The organism is Pseudoalteromonas sp. McH1-7, assembly GCF_013366255.1.
In the GTDB taxonomy this organism is placed as follows: Bacteria; Pseudomonadota; Gammaproteobacteria; order Enterobacterales; family Alteromonadaceae; genus Pseudoalteromonas; species Pseudoalteromonas peptidolytica.
This window is the reverse complement of the sequence record NZ_JABWPQ010000006.1, coordinates 11,463-30,501: the sequence shown is the minus strand read 5'-3', so window position 1 is coordinate 30,501 and position 19,039 is coordinate 11,463. Positions and strand designations below refer to the sequence as shown.

The window sequence follows — 19,039 nt, the reverse complement described above, 5'->3', positions numbered from 1 at the left end:
TCATTTTGAGCCGCCACTGTATTAGAAAGCATATGGTTTGTCGAGCTTTCATCGTTATTCTCACCCGCCAACAATACCCAAGTTATTTGGTGCTAATTGTTATGATAATTACGCCCCATTTGGGAATAACGCTCGTTTGAGCAAGTATTAAACCAACATGTTATTCTCTCATACTTAGTCCAGCACTAATCTATCAGCCTTATGTTTTAGGTAAATAAAAACTAAAACTAACAAGGAGACCCCTAGCGAACCCAAAATCGGTAATGAGAGCAATTTAGATAAGTTAAAGATCAGGGTGTTTTCTTGCACGCTAACAAACGACGCCGAAAACAAGGTCAAGGATATCGAACCGGCGCTCAACAGTAGCAATAAACCGTTAGTCTTCTCAGAATTGATAACTTGTTCAAGGCTGGTGTAGTTTTCTAAATGTTGCTCAAAAGATTGGTGCAACTGTTTGGCATCGTCTAGTTTTTCTTTTAGTAAAAACTCTTCATCATTTACTAAGTCATCACAGAATGCTTTTACAACTGCATTTTTGGTTCTATTTTTGGTAAAAATAAATCGCTCAATGTTTAGCAGCTTGATCCGGGTATCTAATATTGACTTGGTAAAATGGTGCTTTTCTCCGGTTCTTTTTGGTCGAAGCTCCATTGATGTTTGCACTCGATTGATCCGCTGTAACATCAGCCACGCTGTCATATAAAATGCAACCAGCGTGGTTTTACAGGTTTTAAGCGGCACCTCTTCAAGGTGTTCAACACGCTCTAAATACCAATTTATACCAATAAAGCTGTCACTTTGTTGCGCTGCACAGTGCTGCAACACATCCCCGCAATCAAGCGGCGCGAGCGCCTTGATAACGCTTTTTCCAAGCCTGTCTCCTTTTGCGCTAGACTTCAGTTTTTCAATTGTATGATTGTTAACACTCAAGTTGATACACACAAAGCTGTTTTCTTTACTCGACATAAAGCCCGTTTTGGTTTTAAACAACTGTATATTATGAAGCGTAGCGGTTTGTTCAAGAAATTGAATTGGTTGCTCGACATCAAATATTGGCAAGCAAATAGACGAAAACACGTTATAGAGCGTCTGTCTAAACCCCATTGTTACATAGCTTGGAAAGTCAGACTCTGAAGCAGTCATGATGCGCCCAGCAATTGATGTAAAGTCCAAAGGCCTATCGCCTAGGCTAATGCAGAGATATAAGCTGTTCATTTTTAGTTTTTATAATATCTTGGCTTTGATCGTAGGTTGCTGTTATTTAAGCACACTTACTGAGCAATTAGTAATGTTAAAAGTCAGTATGTAAAAGCACGGCTTAGGCTTTTTACGACTTAGCAGGCACCGTTGCTCAATACCTCATGCGACTATCCACAAAGCTTCTCCCCTTCAAAACGGTGAGTAATTAATCAAATAAACTGTATACTGCGTTAAATCACCTCTTAATAGCGTGATAAGCCATTGTAAAGACATTAATCCTATGTATAATGCAAAGCATAGTTAGTACATAAGTAGTTAATTACTAACACGTACTGAATTTATTCAGGGGCTGATTAGGATTCGACGGGATTCAAGAAGCCTGAGGTGCATGTCGAGGTGCGGTTGGCCTCGTAAAAAAGCCGCATTTAAAGTAATCGCAAACGACGATAACTACGCTCTAGCGGCATAATAGCCCGCTAGCACTCCTCCATGATATTCTTGTGGATCTGGTTCTGGAGTGTCACCCTACACAAGATCGCTACGGAAACCCTGGCCGGGGTTGAAGGGCTAAAACTAAGCGGCCTCGCCTTTACTTATCGTGTTCGTCCGAGATTTAAAGGTTAACCAATAGACGATACTAAACATGTAGGACCGAAGGTCGACGCTTTCCGGACGGGGGTTCAAATCCCCCCAGCTCCACCAAATTTTAGCGTTATAAAACAGCCAGTTAGAGCAAAATTCTTTAACTGGCTTTTTTGTTTTCGGGGCAAACATCCACATTTCTATAGATTTTCTTTAAAACTGACCCCTACCGGGCGGCCACTCATAGTATCTACTCTTGTTTTTGTTGATTGCTGAACACCGTCTATAGGTAGTTGGCTTCTTTTCACCATTTAACAACGAGCTTTACACTTATTATCTGAATTCGGGGTACACATTATAGTGTTCAATAAATTAATAAAAAATAAAGATAGCAAAAAAAAGCATTAAACTATAAGTAAATAACCTCTGAAATAGAGTCCTTTTCCGGCTCTAGCATTCTATTAGATGATTCCACTTCACCATTTCCGGAGTTATAACTATTTATCACCCTTATATAAATCTTAGACTTTTTGATCGTAAAATTACCAACAAAACAACTATCAAGTAATAGTCTAGAATTTTCTTGAAGCATATGGAAAGAGCTAAAAGATAATTGTTTCACCATGCACATAGATATATCAATTGCAGTTTTTTTCTTGGTTTTATTATTCTTTATCTCATTCAACTTTTCTCTCTTGTAAAGGCTATTTGTAAAATTAACCTTTATAATTCTACCACCATTAATTTTCAAAGAAAGCTCAAGTGTTTTTCTAAAGCTCACATTATTGAACGTACAATCTTTTAGAAACATCTTACCTCTAACATTATCAAAATTAACATTTTTGAAGTTACAATTAGTAAAAGTCAAATTATCACAGGACATACTTTCAAAAAGGGTGTCATGAAAGCTACAGTTGATAAAGCTAGAATTGTAAAACCTAGAATGTGAAAAGTTATAATCACTAAGATCATGATGCTCAAATTTAGAACCATTGAAACTACATTTAGATAGATTTCTATAAAGCAGAGACTTATACCCTAGCTTGAATAATTCATCATATTTAACTAGGTCTGCCATAGGAACCAACGGCCGTTCATTCAATTCATTATCCAGCCAATTTAGCTTTAGAGCTAAGATGTAAAAGATAATTTCTAACGTAATTGAATTTCTAGATAAGTGTAATTCTTCTCTATCGGAGTCACTCTCATAAAACCTTTTGTATAGTAAATGACAAATCAGAGTACGAATAGCAGTGGAATCTTCAATGTTAAGCCTATTAATTCTCCAAATTAGGAATTCAATTGTTATACCCGTGATAAGATTCAATTTATCTTGCTCTAGCCTATAATTTTCCTTTAACTTTATAAACAATTTTGATTGATAAATTAATTGCTCTAGAAAATACTCAGACAAAAAGTAATGAAGTACGTTATTATCCTTAAACCTAGCTTCATTATCGTTGTAATAGAAAAAGTAACAAGACAAGAGTGACGACATAACTTCATTCTTCTGCTGCTCGGTTTTTAATGAAATACTAGTGTTTTTTTCAATAAAGCAAGAGCTTATATTTCTCACTTTTTCATATGATGATGTAAAGATAATTTTATTCGGATCAATAGGCCATGAACTACTATAGTCAATATCAGAATTTATTTCCCTTTTATTTGCTATTGAATTATTAAAAATTGTCGCTGAAGCATTTTTAAGATAATTTCTGTACTCTTTAACCAAGTCATGTTTATTTAAAAAATTAGCTCCCACTCTCGACTCTTTATGGAATTTTCCTTTTACCGTTTTTTCAACGAAAAAGTCGTAATATTCGCAAATATCTATAACGTCGGAAGATTGTGATTCACTCATTAATTTTTCAGAAAGAACAAACAAGCTTAATGGATTAGAGGAAACATCTCTTGTATTTTTATTTTTTAAAAAAAGATTCAACTTATAACTCTGCTCACTCTTCTTTATTGCTTGAAGGTAATTATTTACCCACTCCTTCCTCTCTTCAGACTTGAAAGGGTTTAAATAGACATATTCATCATTATAATCACCTTCACAATCATATAACTCTGTAAAATAATTACAAGTTTGCTCTATATCAGGAAATATATCTCTCATTGAAACAATTATTTTTAAGTTTTTAACTTTTGACAAAGAACTAAAAATGTCGCATAAAGATGCCCAGCTATAACGTTCACCATCATTTGCTTTGATGTCAACACAATCTTCCAATGAATCTACAAATAGATATGTGGCTTCATGTAATTGTCCTAATTCTTTTCTTAAACTCTCAATTTCTGGTGAAGTATTAAGAAATTTTTTCCAATTTCGTCCAGAACAAAATATTACGTTTTTACCAGCTTGAAAATTATCCATTGCTAACTTTCTTAACAGGATGGACTTACCACTACCGTATCCACCTAATACAAAAATAATATTCTGTGTAGATAATTTTTCATTTATAAAGGAAGTTACCTGACCTGAAAGTGGAAGTGTTGTTTCTTCAAAAATATTAGTTATTTCACATACTGGGTTGATGAAGAGTTCAGAAACGCTAATTGGTGTATTAGGAAATATGGAGTTGATCTTACTTGAATCACTCAAAGAATTTTCAAACAGAGTATTTATAATACTTGTCTGATTTGGATGAGAAAACTCTTTTCGTATGGCGCTAACCATTCTCTTTTCAAGGCCTTGTAGTGCAGAACGTAAAAATTCAGGATGTGAATGGAAAGTGGTATCAATTCGCATTGACAATTCATCAAGAATTTTGACTACCTCTACTTTAGGAAGGTTAAAAAAATCTGCGCGTTCTGTTTCTGGAATCTCTTCTCTGACATTTTCCCATCGCTCCAGTAAACTGTCTAATATTAGATCTTTAGAAGGGATGTCAAACCGGTTTATACAGTCAACTAACTCTGAACGTTTTGAGTTCCCGTCACATCGATGCTCTGAAATAAATAATTGTCCAAATGCCTTGCTCCCTCTTAGATTGGTAAACTCAGTTGCTATTATATTTAAATCATGGATTAGACCAGAATTAAATTTTTTATCTATTTGACTAGCTATTAAGCTACTACCAACTCCTAAAATAAAACCTAAAATATCCATAGATTTCCTCAAACAAAGAATTAATATTTTTGTTACTATCTCAAGAATTTTAATTTTTAGCAAAGCTCAAGTACAGTTCCACAAAATAGCAACACCGAAACACAGTACGCAATTATTGTGTACTTAATTTCTAGTCTGGATTTAATTGCCAATTAGCCTTTGAAGGAGTAAATCCAACGCTAACTACGTTAAAATTTCTTATTTAGAAAAACTAAATAGCAAATTTTTATCTTGCTTAAAGGATGTGGGTGTGATGTTATCCACAAAATTTTCTCACCTCAAAAGAGGCCGTTTAATTAAGATAATTGGTATAAGTGTACAGATTGGACGGTAAAAGTAGCGCCCTGAACTTATTGCTTATTGCAGTGATTTGATTTGTAAACTGTGCTTAACACAATCAGCACAGTTTATTGTTTTATCATATAAAATAGCTACTTAACCCTTATTGATAGAATATAGCCAGCTCCCAAATTGCTAGTAAGAAGCACGTATTTCTCAACAGGTTTTCTTTATTTCTGTAACGGCTTTTTTCATAAAATAATGCGACTGTAAGTACCGCCATCTGCATTAAATTGTGTCCTGCAATGTACATAGCAACCATAATATGTGCGCAGGTTTGTACACATTTAATCCCCTCAATAATGCCAATCTTTGCAATATCTAAATCAGCTTTATATCCAACAATACGAGGAGCCCAAATGCTGCCGCATGCTGAAAGTAGTCGGATCCGAAAGTCTGCATTAGAAACAACCCCAGCGGCAAAATATGCCAAGGCTCCAATCGACAAATTAGCTTGGGTAACCAGAGACGATAAGGTTTCCACCCATTTTGAAGCCGAGAATAATATTAAGCCAAAAACGAGCCAAATTAATGAGTAGCCCAATACAAAAATGAGTAAACTGCGCGATTGTCTAGCTACAGGTATTCGATTTACGATGGCACGAATGGTGCCACTGGTCATCGGGAGCATCATGGCATACACCATTATCATCCAATCTAGTAAAGGCTTAAAAAATACAGTTTCAGGACTCTGGTGCATGTTGTGGTGTGCGTGATGAAGGTGAGCTTCGCCACTAAAACCTACTTGTTGTGCCAGATAGTAAACCCATAATAGCGCAGCAAAAAGTATAATGAGCCAGTGAGGATTAGCTACCTTTAGGTAACTAATCCGCTTTAATGTCGACGTTAACATGGGCGGTTATACAACCTCAGCCTTCACACTTACCCGTCCCACCGTCACTCTCGCCTCACCAAGCTCCCTATTTGGCTCGATCTCAATTTCTACTTTTTCGAAACTCCAGTCTGGTTGTGAGCGTAACTGGTTAAATGCCTCCGTTGCATCAAGCTCAACGTTAATACCTGTACCTGCATGCCTAACACTTGGGGTTGATGCTTGAGTCAAACCAAACAGGCCAACTTTGCCAACTAACACACGCTCAGGAGCAGCAGATGTTTTCACAAAAATACTTAGTGGCGCAACAACGCCAGAGCCCGTTACGTTATCGAGTGCAATGATAACCTGATTCGGTCTTTGGCTACTCGATTTCGCAAGCGCTGAAACCTTGGCAACTTGCTGCTTTTCGGGTAAGAACTCAAGCTGTGCTGGCGTCGCTTGAGAACCAAGTGAAAAGGATTTTGTTGTTGCGGCAATGGTATCGAACATTTCATTTCCTACTAAAGGAGTCATTGCGAATAGCTTGCTATCTTTTTCTTGACGCACTTTTACGTCTGGATAATTTTCACTGTATGTGTACCCTAGCGCTTCCGTTGACAGTACTTGCTTCACTTGAACAGTCACAGGCTTACCATTGGCATCGTGAAACTCAAATGCCTGATTGAGCCAACTAGGATCACTGGTATTTTCACGCCCTTGGTCAATCCAGCTCTGCCATAAGCGGTCTATATTTGCATGATGCAGCCAAAATATAGGATCGAGCGCTGCCGTGTTAGGATCCCCCATTGCACCACCGATATCCACATGGATCAAGTTGTGTGGATTATTTTCTAGCTTGCCAAAAGTACCTGAGTCGTGACTAAACCCTGTTCTTACACCACCAAAGCTTTGCGAAGGAATAGGCGTTGTAAAGTTTTTCAGTTGCATAGCAGCTTCACAGCTAGCATCGGCTTTCGACGACACTTTGTAATGTGCCCTTTCTACCATCCACAACCCAGGAAAATCCGAATTCGGTTGCTCTGCACCAAACTCTGCAGGCAACTTCAATGCTTGTAGCTGTTCATTTTCATTGAGTGCAGGATTGTTAGCGTCGCAATAGTTCCAGTAAGGGAGCGTCCAGTCTTCTGGGCCTCCAAGTTCAACGACTGTTTTGGCGACTATTTGCTCAAAAAACTGTAAATACATTCTGTGCCAAGGTAAAAAGTACCATGTTCCATGCTGACATTGCTGCCAGTAAATACTGTCAACTAAGTCTTTTGGTGGTGGAAAGTCTGTTGCTTGTTGCCACACACTAAGCTCACTCCACGTCTTACCAGGAGCTAGATTAGGACTGTTATCTAGACCAAACCCATGGACAGCACCTTGGTACCACCAACTCGTCGGATCTTTGATGTCTTTTTGCTTCATCGCCTCTACAGCTCTTGAATACCAAAGTAGCGTACCATCACTGATGTTATTAACATTTTTCCTTACGCGCATTGTCGTTCGCTCCATAAAGTAATAGGAAAACTATGTGTACTTCGCTTGTTCATGCCTCTGCTTCTATCTCTTTCACGATATGTGAAACCACATGAACATCGAGAAAATAAAGCGATAGAGGCTAACCAAATCTAGGTATAGCAGAGAAATGGAGCGACGCGATTACAGGACATTACACAGACTGTACCAAACCAAATTAAGGATATGAGAACGAGTGGCGCTGATTTTTGAAGTGGCTTCCTATAACCTCAAAATTATTTGCTCACATCAGGATCAGTGCCACTTCTTTTTTACTGCCTAACAAGACAAACCGTTGCTAATAGAAGACTTCCTGACATCAACAACAACTTTGCTTATTGGTAACACTGTCTGGAAACGTTAAACGTATTTCATTGGCTGACATTTCATCTCCCGCCAATTTAGCAGTGATCGAGCGTACCTGCTCATATCCATGTAACATCAAAAATGATGGAGCACGGCCATAAGATTTCATACCAACGATATAAAAATTGTTATCAATATGTACCAATTCTTTGGCACCATGACCAGGTACTGAACCACAATTATGGGCGTTAGGGTCGACCATACTTGCAATACCTCGCGGTGCTTCCACGACTTCGTCAAGGTTTAGCCTTATCTCTCTAAGCATGTGTAAATCTGGTTTAAAGCCTGTAGCAACGATTATCTTGTCGACATAAATATGAGAACCACAACCGCTGGATGTCAGTGATACCTTCAAGCCTTCAGCTTCGCGACTAATTTGCTTTACATTCAGGTCAGATAAAAGAGTTAACTTACCGCTATCGATGGCACTTTGCGCTGCACGGCCAAGCTTAAGACGGGCTGGCACTTTATCGTTAATACCACTACCTAGCAGTTTATCGAGGTTTTCTCCCCTTAAGCCCCAATATATTTTGGTATCAGGAGCACTGTTTTGCAATGCAATAAGGTTTAACCCTACATTTATTGCTGAATGTCCACCACCTATCAATAAAGTTGTTTTCCCCTGATAATCATCACGCGCTTTGTCTAGTACATCAGGAATGCCATAAGCAATAGCATCGCTATTCTTGGTTTCGCCCGGTACAGGTAGACCGTCTCGCCCTATCGGATTTGGTGAAGACCAAGTCCCGGACGCATCAATAACGGCTTTAGAATGAATGATATGCACATCTTGCTCTGCATCTCGATAATGAATAACAAAGTTCTTTTCATTACGGTCTTGAGTTGTGTGTTTACTGTGACCCTCTTTTGCTATCGCAATCACTTCTGCGTTATATCGAATATACTTAGATAACTCTACCGCGTTTGCCGCTGGAGCTAAATACTGGTCTACCAACTCTTTGCCCGTGGGGGCCTCATCAAGATTAGGCATTTTCCACCCCTGATGATTTAGTATTTTTTCAACCTCTTTATCAATTAAATACGACCATTTAGTAAATAAGCGCACGTGTCCCCACTCTTTAATTGCATTACCAACTGTTACTCCTTTTTCTAAAACCAATGGTACTAATCCATTATTTTTAGCATGAGCAGCAGCCGCAATACCAACAGGGCCTGCACCGATGATAACTACATCAAATACTGTATTCATAATAAGCTCCTCAATAACCAACTAAAATACTACTGAATACAAATAACCCGCGGCCATTGCCATGCCGAGTACCACGGTCAAAAATGCTGCTATCATTTGCTTTTCAAATATCGACCGCAACAAAATCACTTCTGTCAAACTTGCGCCCGCACTACCTATGATCAGTGCCATCACTGACCCCATTGCCATCCCTTTTTTAACCAACCCAGCACTTAAAGGAATAATGGCAGACGCCCTGATGTATAAAGGGATACCTATCACTGCGGCTATTGGAATGGCATACCACTTATTTTCTCCTGCATACTTAACAATCAGTTCTGTAGGTACAAAACCATAAATAATGGATCCAATAGATACACCCACTAATAAATACGGCAGGGTTTTCTTAAAATCTTTCCAGGTTGAGCGCCAGATTTTTATCCAACGGTTTGGTTCAGTTGATGGCTTTTCACTGCTTTTATTTGAAGGGGTGCATGATTTCTCTTGTTCGGCATACGCTTCTGGTCGCACATACTTTTCAAAACCTAGCTTTTCCAATAACACTCCCGCACTTATTGATACCACCATGGCGATGACAAAATAAAAAACAGCGAGTTGAATACTGAAAGTAACAGCAAGAATGCCAATAATTAGCGGGTTTAACAGCGGACTAGACAACAAAAATACGATAGTTGGGCCAAATCCTGCTCGCGCTTTTAACAACCCTTTTAAAAACGGGATTGTTGAGCAAGAGCAAAACGGAGTTATCGCTCCTAGCACCGCTGCAATCACATATCCACGGCCATTCTGAGAAGCTAACAACGTCTGAACTTTCTCTTTTGGCACGTACTCTTGTAGTACACCTATTGCATAACTAATGACGATGTAAAGGATGGTTAACTCAATGGCTAAAAACATAAACATATTTAATGTTTCGTTTGCCATACTGATAAATTCTGTAGACATAAAATGCTCCTAAAACAATTTGACATTACCAGTATATTCGAAATAAAGATTCGTTCAATATTTATTTCGAAGAAATTCGAAATATCTGTTTTTACTTTGGTCTGAACCCATGAAAAATGTATACTCTCCATACGGGTAATGAGGGCAATTCAGAGGTATAAATGGAACTAGAGCATGTAGCAAAAATACTAAAAGAATTAGGGCATCCTGTACGCTTGACGATATACAAAGAGATAACAAAAGTGGGCTATAGCGGTATCCCTGTTGGTGATATTCAAGCCAAAGTAAACATACCAGCTTCAACACTCACACATCACATATCTTCTTTAGTGTCAGCAGGTCTGATAAAGCAAAAACGTGAAGGTAGAGTGCTACTTTGTTCTTTGGAGTGCGGCGCTTTAGAGGCTGTCATAGAGTATTTGACATCGGAATGCTGTATTAACGATCACACTTGTTCAAACACGCTGACTGACAGCATTGACCAAGTTTAATATCCTAGTCAGGTATTGAAGCTGCTAGCGAGCAGCTTATGATCCAAAGCAGTGGTTTTATCACTTGAAGTAAGTTAACCGCTCACCGCATTTATGGCGAGCGGTTTAGTTTATCTTTTCGAGTATCCAGTTTCTCAATAAAGTACCACTAACTAGCTTAAAATTTTGCGCTGCTTTGGGCATTACATTATGCCCATCTTGGACAACCAAGAGTCCATCGGGCAGCGCTTGGCCAAGGTGATGACTTGTTACATCAAGTCCATCAGTTTCTGAGGCACCATCTATCATTTTTGTCCAGTTCGCTCCTACAGCAAAAACACCAAGATATTTGTTGTTATCATCAACTGCATAAACAGCGTATCGATTATTACCCTGACTTGAAACAATAAGGTAGTGTTGATCGTTCACCGTAAATAAGCTCATGCCTTCAATATCAGCATGCACGTCGCTTGTAGCGGTTGCTATCAATGTATCAGCCGATTTCTCGTCCAAGTTTTTCAACCATACTCCCGTTGACTCTTCACCGTAAAATAGTCGCAAGTTCTCATCATCACTAACACAGCCTTCAGGCTGACTTGGCACCGTCCACTGCATAGTCATTGTTGCGGTGGCCATATTATTGTTAAATTCAATATTGTATCTTTGAAAGCGGCCATCCGTATCGTTTACCCATACCGCCAAATCTTTGCCGTATTTACCCATACATAAGCCATAAGGATCTGCCAGATCGGTTTTTAAGTCGCCAAGCAGTGAGGGTAAGCCGGTTCGTCTGTCTATTTTAAATAGGCTAATGCTTTGAGAGGTACGGTTGCTGGCCGCAGCAATATCTACTGTTTCACCATTTACGTTAATGTTGTAGCGAATATCCACATTATTCACCCGTCCAACTGGCAGAGATTTGAGTAATTTTCCCTCTAGGTCATAAACATTTAACCCGGACTTTTTGTCTGTGCCATAAACGAGGCTTTGTGATGGTACTTTACTATTTACCCAAATAGCAGGATCATCTGCCGCATCACCATATGATTGCACCGGCTGTGTTTGACCATAAGGTGTAAAGCTTGGCTGCGCTTCACCTTGTGTTATACCACCTTGCTTGGTTGGAATATCGCTCAATTCGATGTTACGACTGTGCCCTGATTTTTCATCGAATAGATGCGCAACTAACGATGTACCCTCACGTTGTAATTGAAGTGTTTTAGGTGCCACATGATGTGTAAGCGCAATTGGGTTGAAGGTAGTATTTGTAGAGTCAAGTAACCAGATATGATTGGAGTCCGGTGATACCACTGCAACATCGCCAAATGAGGTAGCATCTACATATTCAACTTCAAGGTCAGTGGGTAGTTGTAACAATGTACGATTTACCTCATGCTCGGGGTTGGCGGAATAACGCCAAATACCAATGTTTTCTTCTGCGATATATAGAGTTTGAGCGGTATCGTCCACGGTACAAGATTTTATATTAGGCCCCACGGTAAAATCTCTTACAGGCTGCAAATACCAGTGCTCGATATTTTTGGTATTGATGGCCAATTGCTGCACACTGCCATCTACATCCACGGTATAAAGTTCAACATGCTCAGACGAACTACCAACACATAAAGCATCGATAGCAGTGTTTTTTGCCGAAAACTCAGCCATAGCTCTAAGCTCTCCCGCGGCGACATCTACTTTTATCAACTGAACTTTACCTGAGTTAATATCAAGCGTTGATAATATTCCCACTTGTGAAGACTCAGGGAGCCATCGAAAGTCTAAGTGCTCCGACTTTATATCAATGCTCGAAAGCACCTTGCCTTGTGTATCAAGTAGTGCCACTCCTTGTGTGCTACTGACAGCTAAGTATGGCCGTTCATCTACACCCAAGGTATTAACAGGGTAAATAAACTCTGCATGCCTTAGCCATGGCTCATCTGACGCATAAGCATTTGTTGTACACCCATAGGTAAATAAACCACATAGAAACCAAGATAAGGGGAAAGATAAACATTTCATACTGCACTCTCATTTATTGCTCAGGTTTGTTAACTTGGCGCAGACAGTAGCTACCCTTTATGACAAAGATATTTCAACAAACAACGCAAGCATGTAAGCTTGGCTATATTTGCTCAGATTATCGCATTTACATGGCAAATTTGAGCTAATTTGACCTTTTACCTTAAGTATTAAGATAAGGTCGGGGCTTAAAAATATAGATGTCGACTAACTATGACCTTTCTCGCTGTCAGCTTTGGCACTCACTTAAGACACCAATCGCATTACGTAAGCGTAAATACGTAACTATACAGTAAATAACTTGGGCTTCGGATAATTGATGTGCGCTGATCCGACCCTAGAAAGCACACTCCCCACCGCAACTTAGCTTGGCTCGGGATAAGATTTGAGTTAATCAGCTAATATTGCAAAGAAATTTAACGCTGTTGAAAGGTATAACAGCGTCAAGAGAACAAGTTATTATCGACAAGCTCATTACTTAGGTGAAAAGTCCGGTGCAACGGCACACAATTTGTCATATAGCGCTTCATCACCATTACTGCGCTCGGAGCCTGGTAAGATGATACCATGCAGCTGTGAGCGCAGCTCATCCCAGCGAGCATGCAGTACCTGCCAATTGTATTCGTCATAGGTGCCTTTAAAAATCACAGGTTTTATTTCAATAAAGGGAAGCTCACCGTTACTGGCTTGATTTGCTTGATGCGCTTTAAATTCTTTTTGCCACCGCGAGCCAATCCTGTCAACTCGTCCAATTTGCTGCTCTACCACCCCCGGATTCCACTCTGGATGTAGTAAATACACCACTCGACAAGCTCTATGGAGATTAAGCCCTTCTCGACCAACGGTCGATTGAGCAACCATGACTCTGGGGTAACTGTGCTCGCGATTAAACCCGAGCTGCATCACTTTACGACTATGCGGATCGGTATCACCATACATAAACCTAGCCATCGCACCTCTCACGTGTCCAAACTCTTTACTCACCCGCTCCTCAATCAAACGCCACTGTTCGTCAGAAACTCGCATATTAGGATTATCGCTTTCACTACATGCCGCTTTTGCACTTACCGCATCCATTAAACTCATAAAACTTTTAGCCAACTCTACCGATGAAGGGATCGACGAGGCTTTATCCGCCAGTTCAAAAATAGCGTGCATAAAAGGCGTTATGTTTTTACTCTTTGACCCGGCTTGCTGCGACGTTTGAAATTTTTCAAATAAGGCCAGAGTCCTTGAGTCAAAGACCTTTTTGGATTTTGCAATCTTCTTAATGAGGGTGTTTTTTTCCCGACTTAACCGTTTGTCATTGGCTTTATATTGCTTGCGTAGTTTTTGGTTTATTTCAGTCAGTGTCCAACTGATATTTAGCTGCTTGCATGCCATTTTCACAGCAAATTCTTCTGACTCTTCGTGGTTTTTTCCACCAGCCCATATCTTACTTTGTGGCCAGTACGTTTTCTTTTTTAGTGACTTGAGCATGGCTCTGGCGTTCAATAAATTGGTTAGCGCTCGCATCGGTCTGGTCATTTTGCCAAATACTAATACTTTTTGCCCTTGTCGCAAATCTTGTTCTATTTCATTCACCACCTTGATAATGGCAGGGTGACTATACAGTGACGCTTCGCCTGATTGGTAGGATTGTGTAATGACAGATTGCCACCAGTTTGCCCTTTGCTGCTTTTTATAAGTGGCGACGTCGGTATCTTGGGTTTTGGTGTACTTAGGCGCTTTCATTGCACTGTCTATGATTTCTGCAATTCCATGACCACTGCCAAGCGTTAACCTCGCTCTTTTTGATTTTCCATCTGGTAGCTTATGGGCAGCCGCTGAGAATCCCTCAACGGCACACACAATTTGCTTCCACCGCGGCGATAGTTCTGAAACTTCTATCAATATCGGCATATATCGCCGGTAAGCATTGATTGATAGCCCAGAGACTCTACAAAAATCACGAATATACTTATCTTGACGTTTGTCTCTTCTTAGTAAATAAGGCGAAAGTGCTTGTTCAAAGCGCTTAGATATAGCCTGATACTGTTGCACAATTTTCTGGTCTGCACGCCATGTTTTTCTAAGTTGAGTTATGGTTTGCACATATTGGTATGCCACTTTCAAAATGTCGTCTCGTTGAGATTGTGGCACACAGATCCGATTTAATATGTCGCCCCACTGCCCCACATCAAGCTCCACTGGAGTGGCGGTCATGGCAACACGACGTGCAGTGGCGGTTTGTAGTACAATATGCTCTAAGATAGCATTTAGGCTACTTTCATCACCCCGACTTTTATGCGCTTCATCAATCACGACAAGGTCAAACTCACCAAGCCCTAAGCCCACCGCTTTTTTGAGTAAGGTTTTATTTTGCTCATCAGAAAAAAAGTTGCTATCTAACATAGCGCGACGCCAATTAAACTCTTTGACTATCTCGGTCAATACAGGATGGGTATCAACGCGTTGAACAATCTCTTTGGCACAGTTTGCAGCTGTGCTAACGTGCATATCTGACCAATTTTTATATCCATTTGGGAAGCGCTTACTGATGCTTTTACAATGCTGCGCAAAAACTTGAGGTAGCAAAGCAAAACGCGCAGAGTTTGAATTTTCACTCACTCGCCAACTTGCAAAGCGCTGAGAGAGCAAGACTATTTGCTCATTTGACCACGCAGAAGCGTGTTCGGTATCACTGTAGGCATCTAAGAAGCGCCATAAACTGGTCAGTACAGGCTTGGATTTTAACCATGGGTCTCGCGCAGCCAATTCAGTTTGCCATTGAAACCCCAGATTAGACGGGATAATGACCAAAACACGTCCGCCTGCTCGCTTAACTGCATTAATTATCTCCACTGCTATTCGGGTTTTGCCCATGCCTACTTCGTCTGCGATGATCACACCCGACTTCTGCAAGCGTTTAATCATTGCTCTTACACTGATTTTTTGCCCTTCATCTAGGTGGTTATTGTCATCGACTGAGTTAAGCAGTAGATCCGCAACCTGTTGCCAACCATCAAATTGCATCACCTGTTCCTATTCTATGTAATTGCGCTAGCTCGAGCTTTTTCTCAATTCGACTAAGCGTTTTTTCGTAACGTTTACCGTGCTCATTTTCTACTGTTTCAGCAAACTGAGGTCGAAACGGTGAATGCCAAAGTGGCGACAAAGGATTGACCGCAAGCTCCTTAAAATAAGCAAATGCCTCATTTTGCTTTAGCTGCAATAGCGTTTGCTCAAGTCGAGCACACCACTGTGGCCAATCTTGCTCTAACACTTGTGTTTGCTTTTCGGCAATTAGCTCAACTAATCCCATCATTGCGTTAATAAGATAGCTTTTATCTTCCGAAGACGTCGAGCTAGAAGCACTGGCAGTACCGCCGCCTTGCCCCTTTTGGTCTATACTGTCATCAGCAACACTCAGCGGATTTGGAAAGGCGCTAAACGCTTGCCACGCATCATCAAGTTCTAACTGTGGCAGCACAGTTGCGGCAATACGACCAAACTCATCGATCACCGGTATATCTGCACTCAAAGTCATTCCATCATGATGATAACTAACCGTGAGTTGTCGAGGTGCCTCTCCATACCAATTTATGCGTTCAGTATTTTTAACACGATATTGACCACGGTGGCGCTTATCGAACTTACATTTGGACGTAAAAGGGGCATTTGGTTTTAGCACACAATACTGCTGAGCTGTGTGTGTAATTACAAAGTACGCAATGGGTAACGCAATATGTTGTGATTGCTGCTCTGTAAACTCGCTGCCTGATTGCAGACTGTTAAGATCAGTAACCTGGTATTCTTTTTCTAAGCACACCGGAAACTTGTTGCTAATCGCACTGTCTGGATTATCTTCGCCATCCCAAGTTAACCCCTTAGGACTGAATACGATGCCAGCCTCTAAGTTTCCCCCGCGATAAGATGCTTTTTGGGTAAAGCCTGGCTTAGTGAGATTGCCAGATCCTAAGTACACCCATGCCTGTCCACAGCTATCCCGATTACGCTGCTTATACGCAGAAAAAATAAATTTTCCGTGTAGGCTTCGGATTTGCTTGCCTTGTTTTGAAAGCGGATCATAAGCTCGGTACACTTGCCATTTGTCTTTTATTAAACTGCCAAAGCTATGCGCTACTGCTTGACAAGAGTCTGGATTAACAACAATGTGTTTTTGTGCGCCTAGACTGAGTAACCCTTGTTCCAAAAGAGTGTTATGAATATGGCTAAGTACTTTAGGCGAGCCGCGGTGCTCCGAGTTTTCGTAAAAGCCAGATCCTAATAGTAAAAGATTGCGTTTTTTATCACCACTGTGATGTTTTATAAGTGGTGCGAGCTGCGCGCACAGCGCTTGCTTTCGGTTGTCGAAAAACCTAGCTTTTATGCCTTGAGTGCGCTTTATTCCTGTCAGTATACGATGAAAGTTGTAATAATCTCGCCCACCAACTATGCCGTGGATATTTCCTGCGGCGGGATTAAAAATACGTGTATCTACATTAGTTAAGATGTCGCTCAATAAGTGATAGGCCGCGGCAATATCAGCAATACCTTGTTTATCATCACTACGTAAGTCCACATCTATCGACCACACAAAATCTAGACTGTCTTCAAGTGTCTGTCGTGTCCAGTTACCTGTCGATACGACTAACCTAAAAAGATGGTCATCAGATGCGAGTGACTTAAACCCCAGCAGCGCCACTTTACTGTGGAGTAAGTTAAAGTTTCTTTTCTCCTCACTGCGAAACGGAAGGTGAATAAGGCCAGGACATGCTGTTGGTGACAACTGTGCACGTCTTGGGTCTAAAACAAGCGCTAATCTCATCGCTCCTTGATACGCTCTTTGCATTGTTGTTTGCAGCGTGAATTTTTCACTTGCCGTGTTTAAAAAATGCACATCCGCTGAGTAACCAACAATAAGACCAAACATCCCTGCATAGCCTGCTGGCGAGATAAACTGATCACTAAGTGCTTTGGCCTGCTCCTTACTCATCAGTGTCATCCTCCTTACCTTCAAAGTCTCTATTGAGCTGATACATATTCGGTACTCTGTATGAGATATTTGGAGCAAAGCGCTGTGTTTTATTGTCTGGCTCCGAATGGACAGGATCTGGGTCGCCAAAGGCTGCCGCAGGTAAGATACATTGCTCTATGTAACGCAGCACAACTTCATCTTTTTCAACTAAAAATTGGATCACTGCTATATCACTTTGCTGAGCACATGACTTTGCAAACATTGTCGCTTCTTTATTGCCTGTGGGATCATAGGATAACGCCAAAAATGCGGTGGCAGCTTGTCTCAACAATGTAGTGGCGTCCTGAATGCCGTTAGGTAGCTTAACCGACAATTTTAGCTTTTTAGACTGCAACCCCAGGATATGAACTTCAATCACATTCAGTAAATCCAGTGCCTTGTCTCTAAGCGCGAAAAAGTATGCGCCACTTTTTAGGTCGTTGAAATGAGAGGCATCAATACAATGCGGCCGTTGCCAGTTTTTCCAAGCTTTACACTCTGCGTACTTTACCCACTCCAGTATCGCTTTTCTTCTTATCACTGCGGTTTCATTACCCGACAACAGCGCTTGGCGAAAAATGGCTAAAGCCATTGTATCAAGCTTAATGTGAGGCGCGAGTACCCGAGTTAACTGATAAGGATGATGAGGGAGTTGTTTTAGACCAAGCACCCATTGAGTAAGAAAATTTGTTACGTTAATTTTCGTGATCGCACAACCTGCGCTAACCAGATCAGCTCCTTGCTCACTGAGTCTAAAGTTATTAAAACGTTCGCCTTTGGAGTTGACTAAACCAAGAGCTGGTAAAGCTTGTACCGTACTCATTCTCATTGGTTGAGTCACATAAAAGTGCGCGGCGCTAAATGTGTCATAGGTCGTATTTTTTGGCGCTCGTAACTTTGTGATCCCCCTTAAACGCCGATTTGGTTGCCAATTATTTTCTTTGTAACCTAAGTAACAAGCCAGCGCCTCAATGGCATTCGTAACCTGAAGGTTATTGACATGCTTGCCCAAATCACGCACTTGTTGAGCAACTTGTATCCCCAAACACGCAAGAAAAACAGGTTTGACATATTTTACACCGCCAAGGCCAGGGACTGCCAGCTCATTAAACTGGCGGGTAACTGAGTTAAGCCCCAGGGTGCGGGTTCGCTTTTGTGAACCTATTTGCTCTGGTGGCATGACTCCCCACTGCATCATAAAATCCTTATCATAAACTTATATCTGTGCTCGCATTACTATCAAAAGCAATCTGTTCGCCATCAAGCATTGTTAAATATTGCCCAAGCTATACTTATGTTTAACAAACTATTTAATCTGAACTCGATGTAGAATGTTAGTTAACTAGCTGAAATATATAATACTAAGCTTGCCAGATGTTTTTACCCAATACTAGATAAGCTTGCGTACTTGTCGCTAACCTCTCACACAGTTGTGAGCAGCAACAGCTTTAAGCACACAAATTAC

Annotated in this window: 11 protein-coding genes and 1 other RNA gene; 2 read left to right on the top strand and 10 right to left on the bottom strand. The window is 40.6% G+C overall.

Annotated elements, in window-relative coordinates; translation table 11 throughout:
* Nucleotides 1–174 precede the first annotated feature (174 nt).
* A complete protein-coding gene (locus tag HUZ36_RS05895) occupies nt 175–1,215 on the bottom strand; it encodes a hypothetical protein (protein WP_176032335.1) in 1,041 nt (346 codons plus the stop codon).
* 330 nt (nt 1,216–1,545) lie between these two features.
* Between HUZ36_RS05895 and ssrA the strand changes: the two genes are divergently transcribed.
* Nucleotides 1,546–1,902: a transfer-messenger RNA gene (gene ssrA / locus HUZ36_RS05890) on the top strand.
* A 289-nt stretch (nt 1,903–2,191) separates the two neighbouring features.
* On the opposite strand, the gene HUZ36_RS05885 is transcribed toward ssrA, so the two are convergent.
* The 5 genes from HUZ36_RS05885 to HUZ36_RS05865 form a co-directional block, all read right to left on the bottom strand.
* Nucleotides 2,192–4,894, bottom strand: coding sequence for a pentapeptide repeat-containing protein (locus HUZ36_RS05885; protein ID WP_176032334.1), 2,703 nt, complete (start codon nt 4,892–4,894; stop codon nt 2,192–2,194).
* Nucleotides 4,895–5,336: 442 nt separating this feature from the next.
* Entirely contained in the window at nt 5,337–6,086 is a 750-nt protein-coding gene (locus HUZ36_RS05880; RefSeq protein ID WP_125252482.1) for a DUF2182 domain-containing protein, read from the bottom strand.
* A 6-nt stretch (nt 6,087–6,092) separates the two neighbouring features.
* A complete protein-coding gene (locus tag HUZ36_RS05875) occupies nt 6,093–7,547 on the bottom strand; it encodes a tyrosinase family protein (RefSeq protein ID WP_176032333.1) in 1,455 nt (484 codons plus the stop codon).
* A gap of 337 nt (nt 7,548–7,884) precedes the next feature.
* Nucleotides 7,885–9,141 carry an NAD(P)-binding domain-containing protein gene (locus HUZ36_RS05870; RefSeq protein WP_176032332.1) on the bottom strand — a complete coding sequence of 419 codons (1,257 nt, stop codon included), beginning with the start codon at nt 9,139–9,141 and terminating at the stop codon, nt 7,885–7,887.
* 21 nt (nt 9,142–9,162) lie between these two features.
* Nucleotides 9,163–10,086 carry a permease gene (locus HUZ36_RS05865; RefSeq protein ID WP_125252479.1) on the bottom strand — a complete coding sequence of 308 codons (924 nt, stop codon included), beginning with the start codon at nt 10,084–10,086 and terminating at the stop codon, nt 9,163–9,165.
* 161 nt (nt 10,087–10,247) lie between these two features.
* On the opposite strand from HUZ36_RS05865, the gene HUZ36_RS05860 reads away from it, so the two are divergent.
* Nucleotides 10,248–10,577: an ArsR/SmtB family transcription factor gene (locus HUZ36_RS05860; RefSeq protein ID WP_128730969.1), complete on the top strand. Its 330-nt coding sequence runs from the start codon at nt 10,248–10,250 to the stop codon at nt 10,575–10,577.
* Between the two features lie 105 nt (nt 10,578–10,682).
* On the opposite strand, the gene HUZ36_RS05855 is transcribed toward HUZ36_RS05860, so the two are convergent.
* From HUZ36_RS05855 to HUZ36_RS05840, 4 genes are all read right to left on the bottom strand, one after another.
* Entirely contained in the window at nt 10,683–12,575 is a 1,893-nt protein-coding gene (locus HUZ36_RS05855; protein ID WP_176032331.1) for a phytase, read from the bottom strand.
* A 474-nt stretch (nt 12,576–13,049) separates the two neighbouring features.
* Entirely contained in the window at nt 13,050–15,590 is a 2,541-nt protein-coding gene (locus tag HUZ36_RS05850) for an SNF2-related protein (protein ID WP_176032330.1), read from the bottom strand.
* A complete protein-coding gene (locus HUZ36_RS05845) occupies nt 15,580–17,562 on the bottom strand; it encodes a hypothetical protein (RefSeq protein ID WP_176032329.1) in 1,983 nt (660 codons plus the stop codon). The genes HUZ36_RS05850 and HUZ36_RS05845 overlap by 11 nt, the downstream gene beginning before the upstream one ends.
* Nucleotides 17,546–18,772, bottom strand: coding sequence for a hypothetical protein (locus HUZ36_RS05840; RefSeq protein ID WP_176032328.1), 1,227 nt, complete (start codon nt 18,770–18,772; stop codon nt 17,546–17,548). The genes HUZ36_RS05845 and HUZ36_RS05840 overlap by 17 nt, the downstream gene beginning before the upstream one ends.
* Nucleotides 18,773–19,039 lie beyond the last annotated feature (267 nt).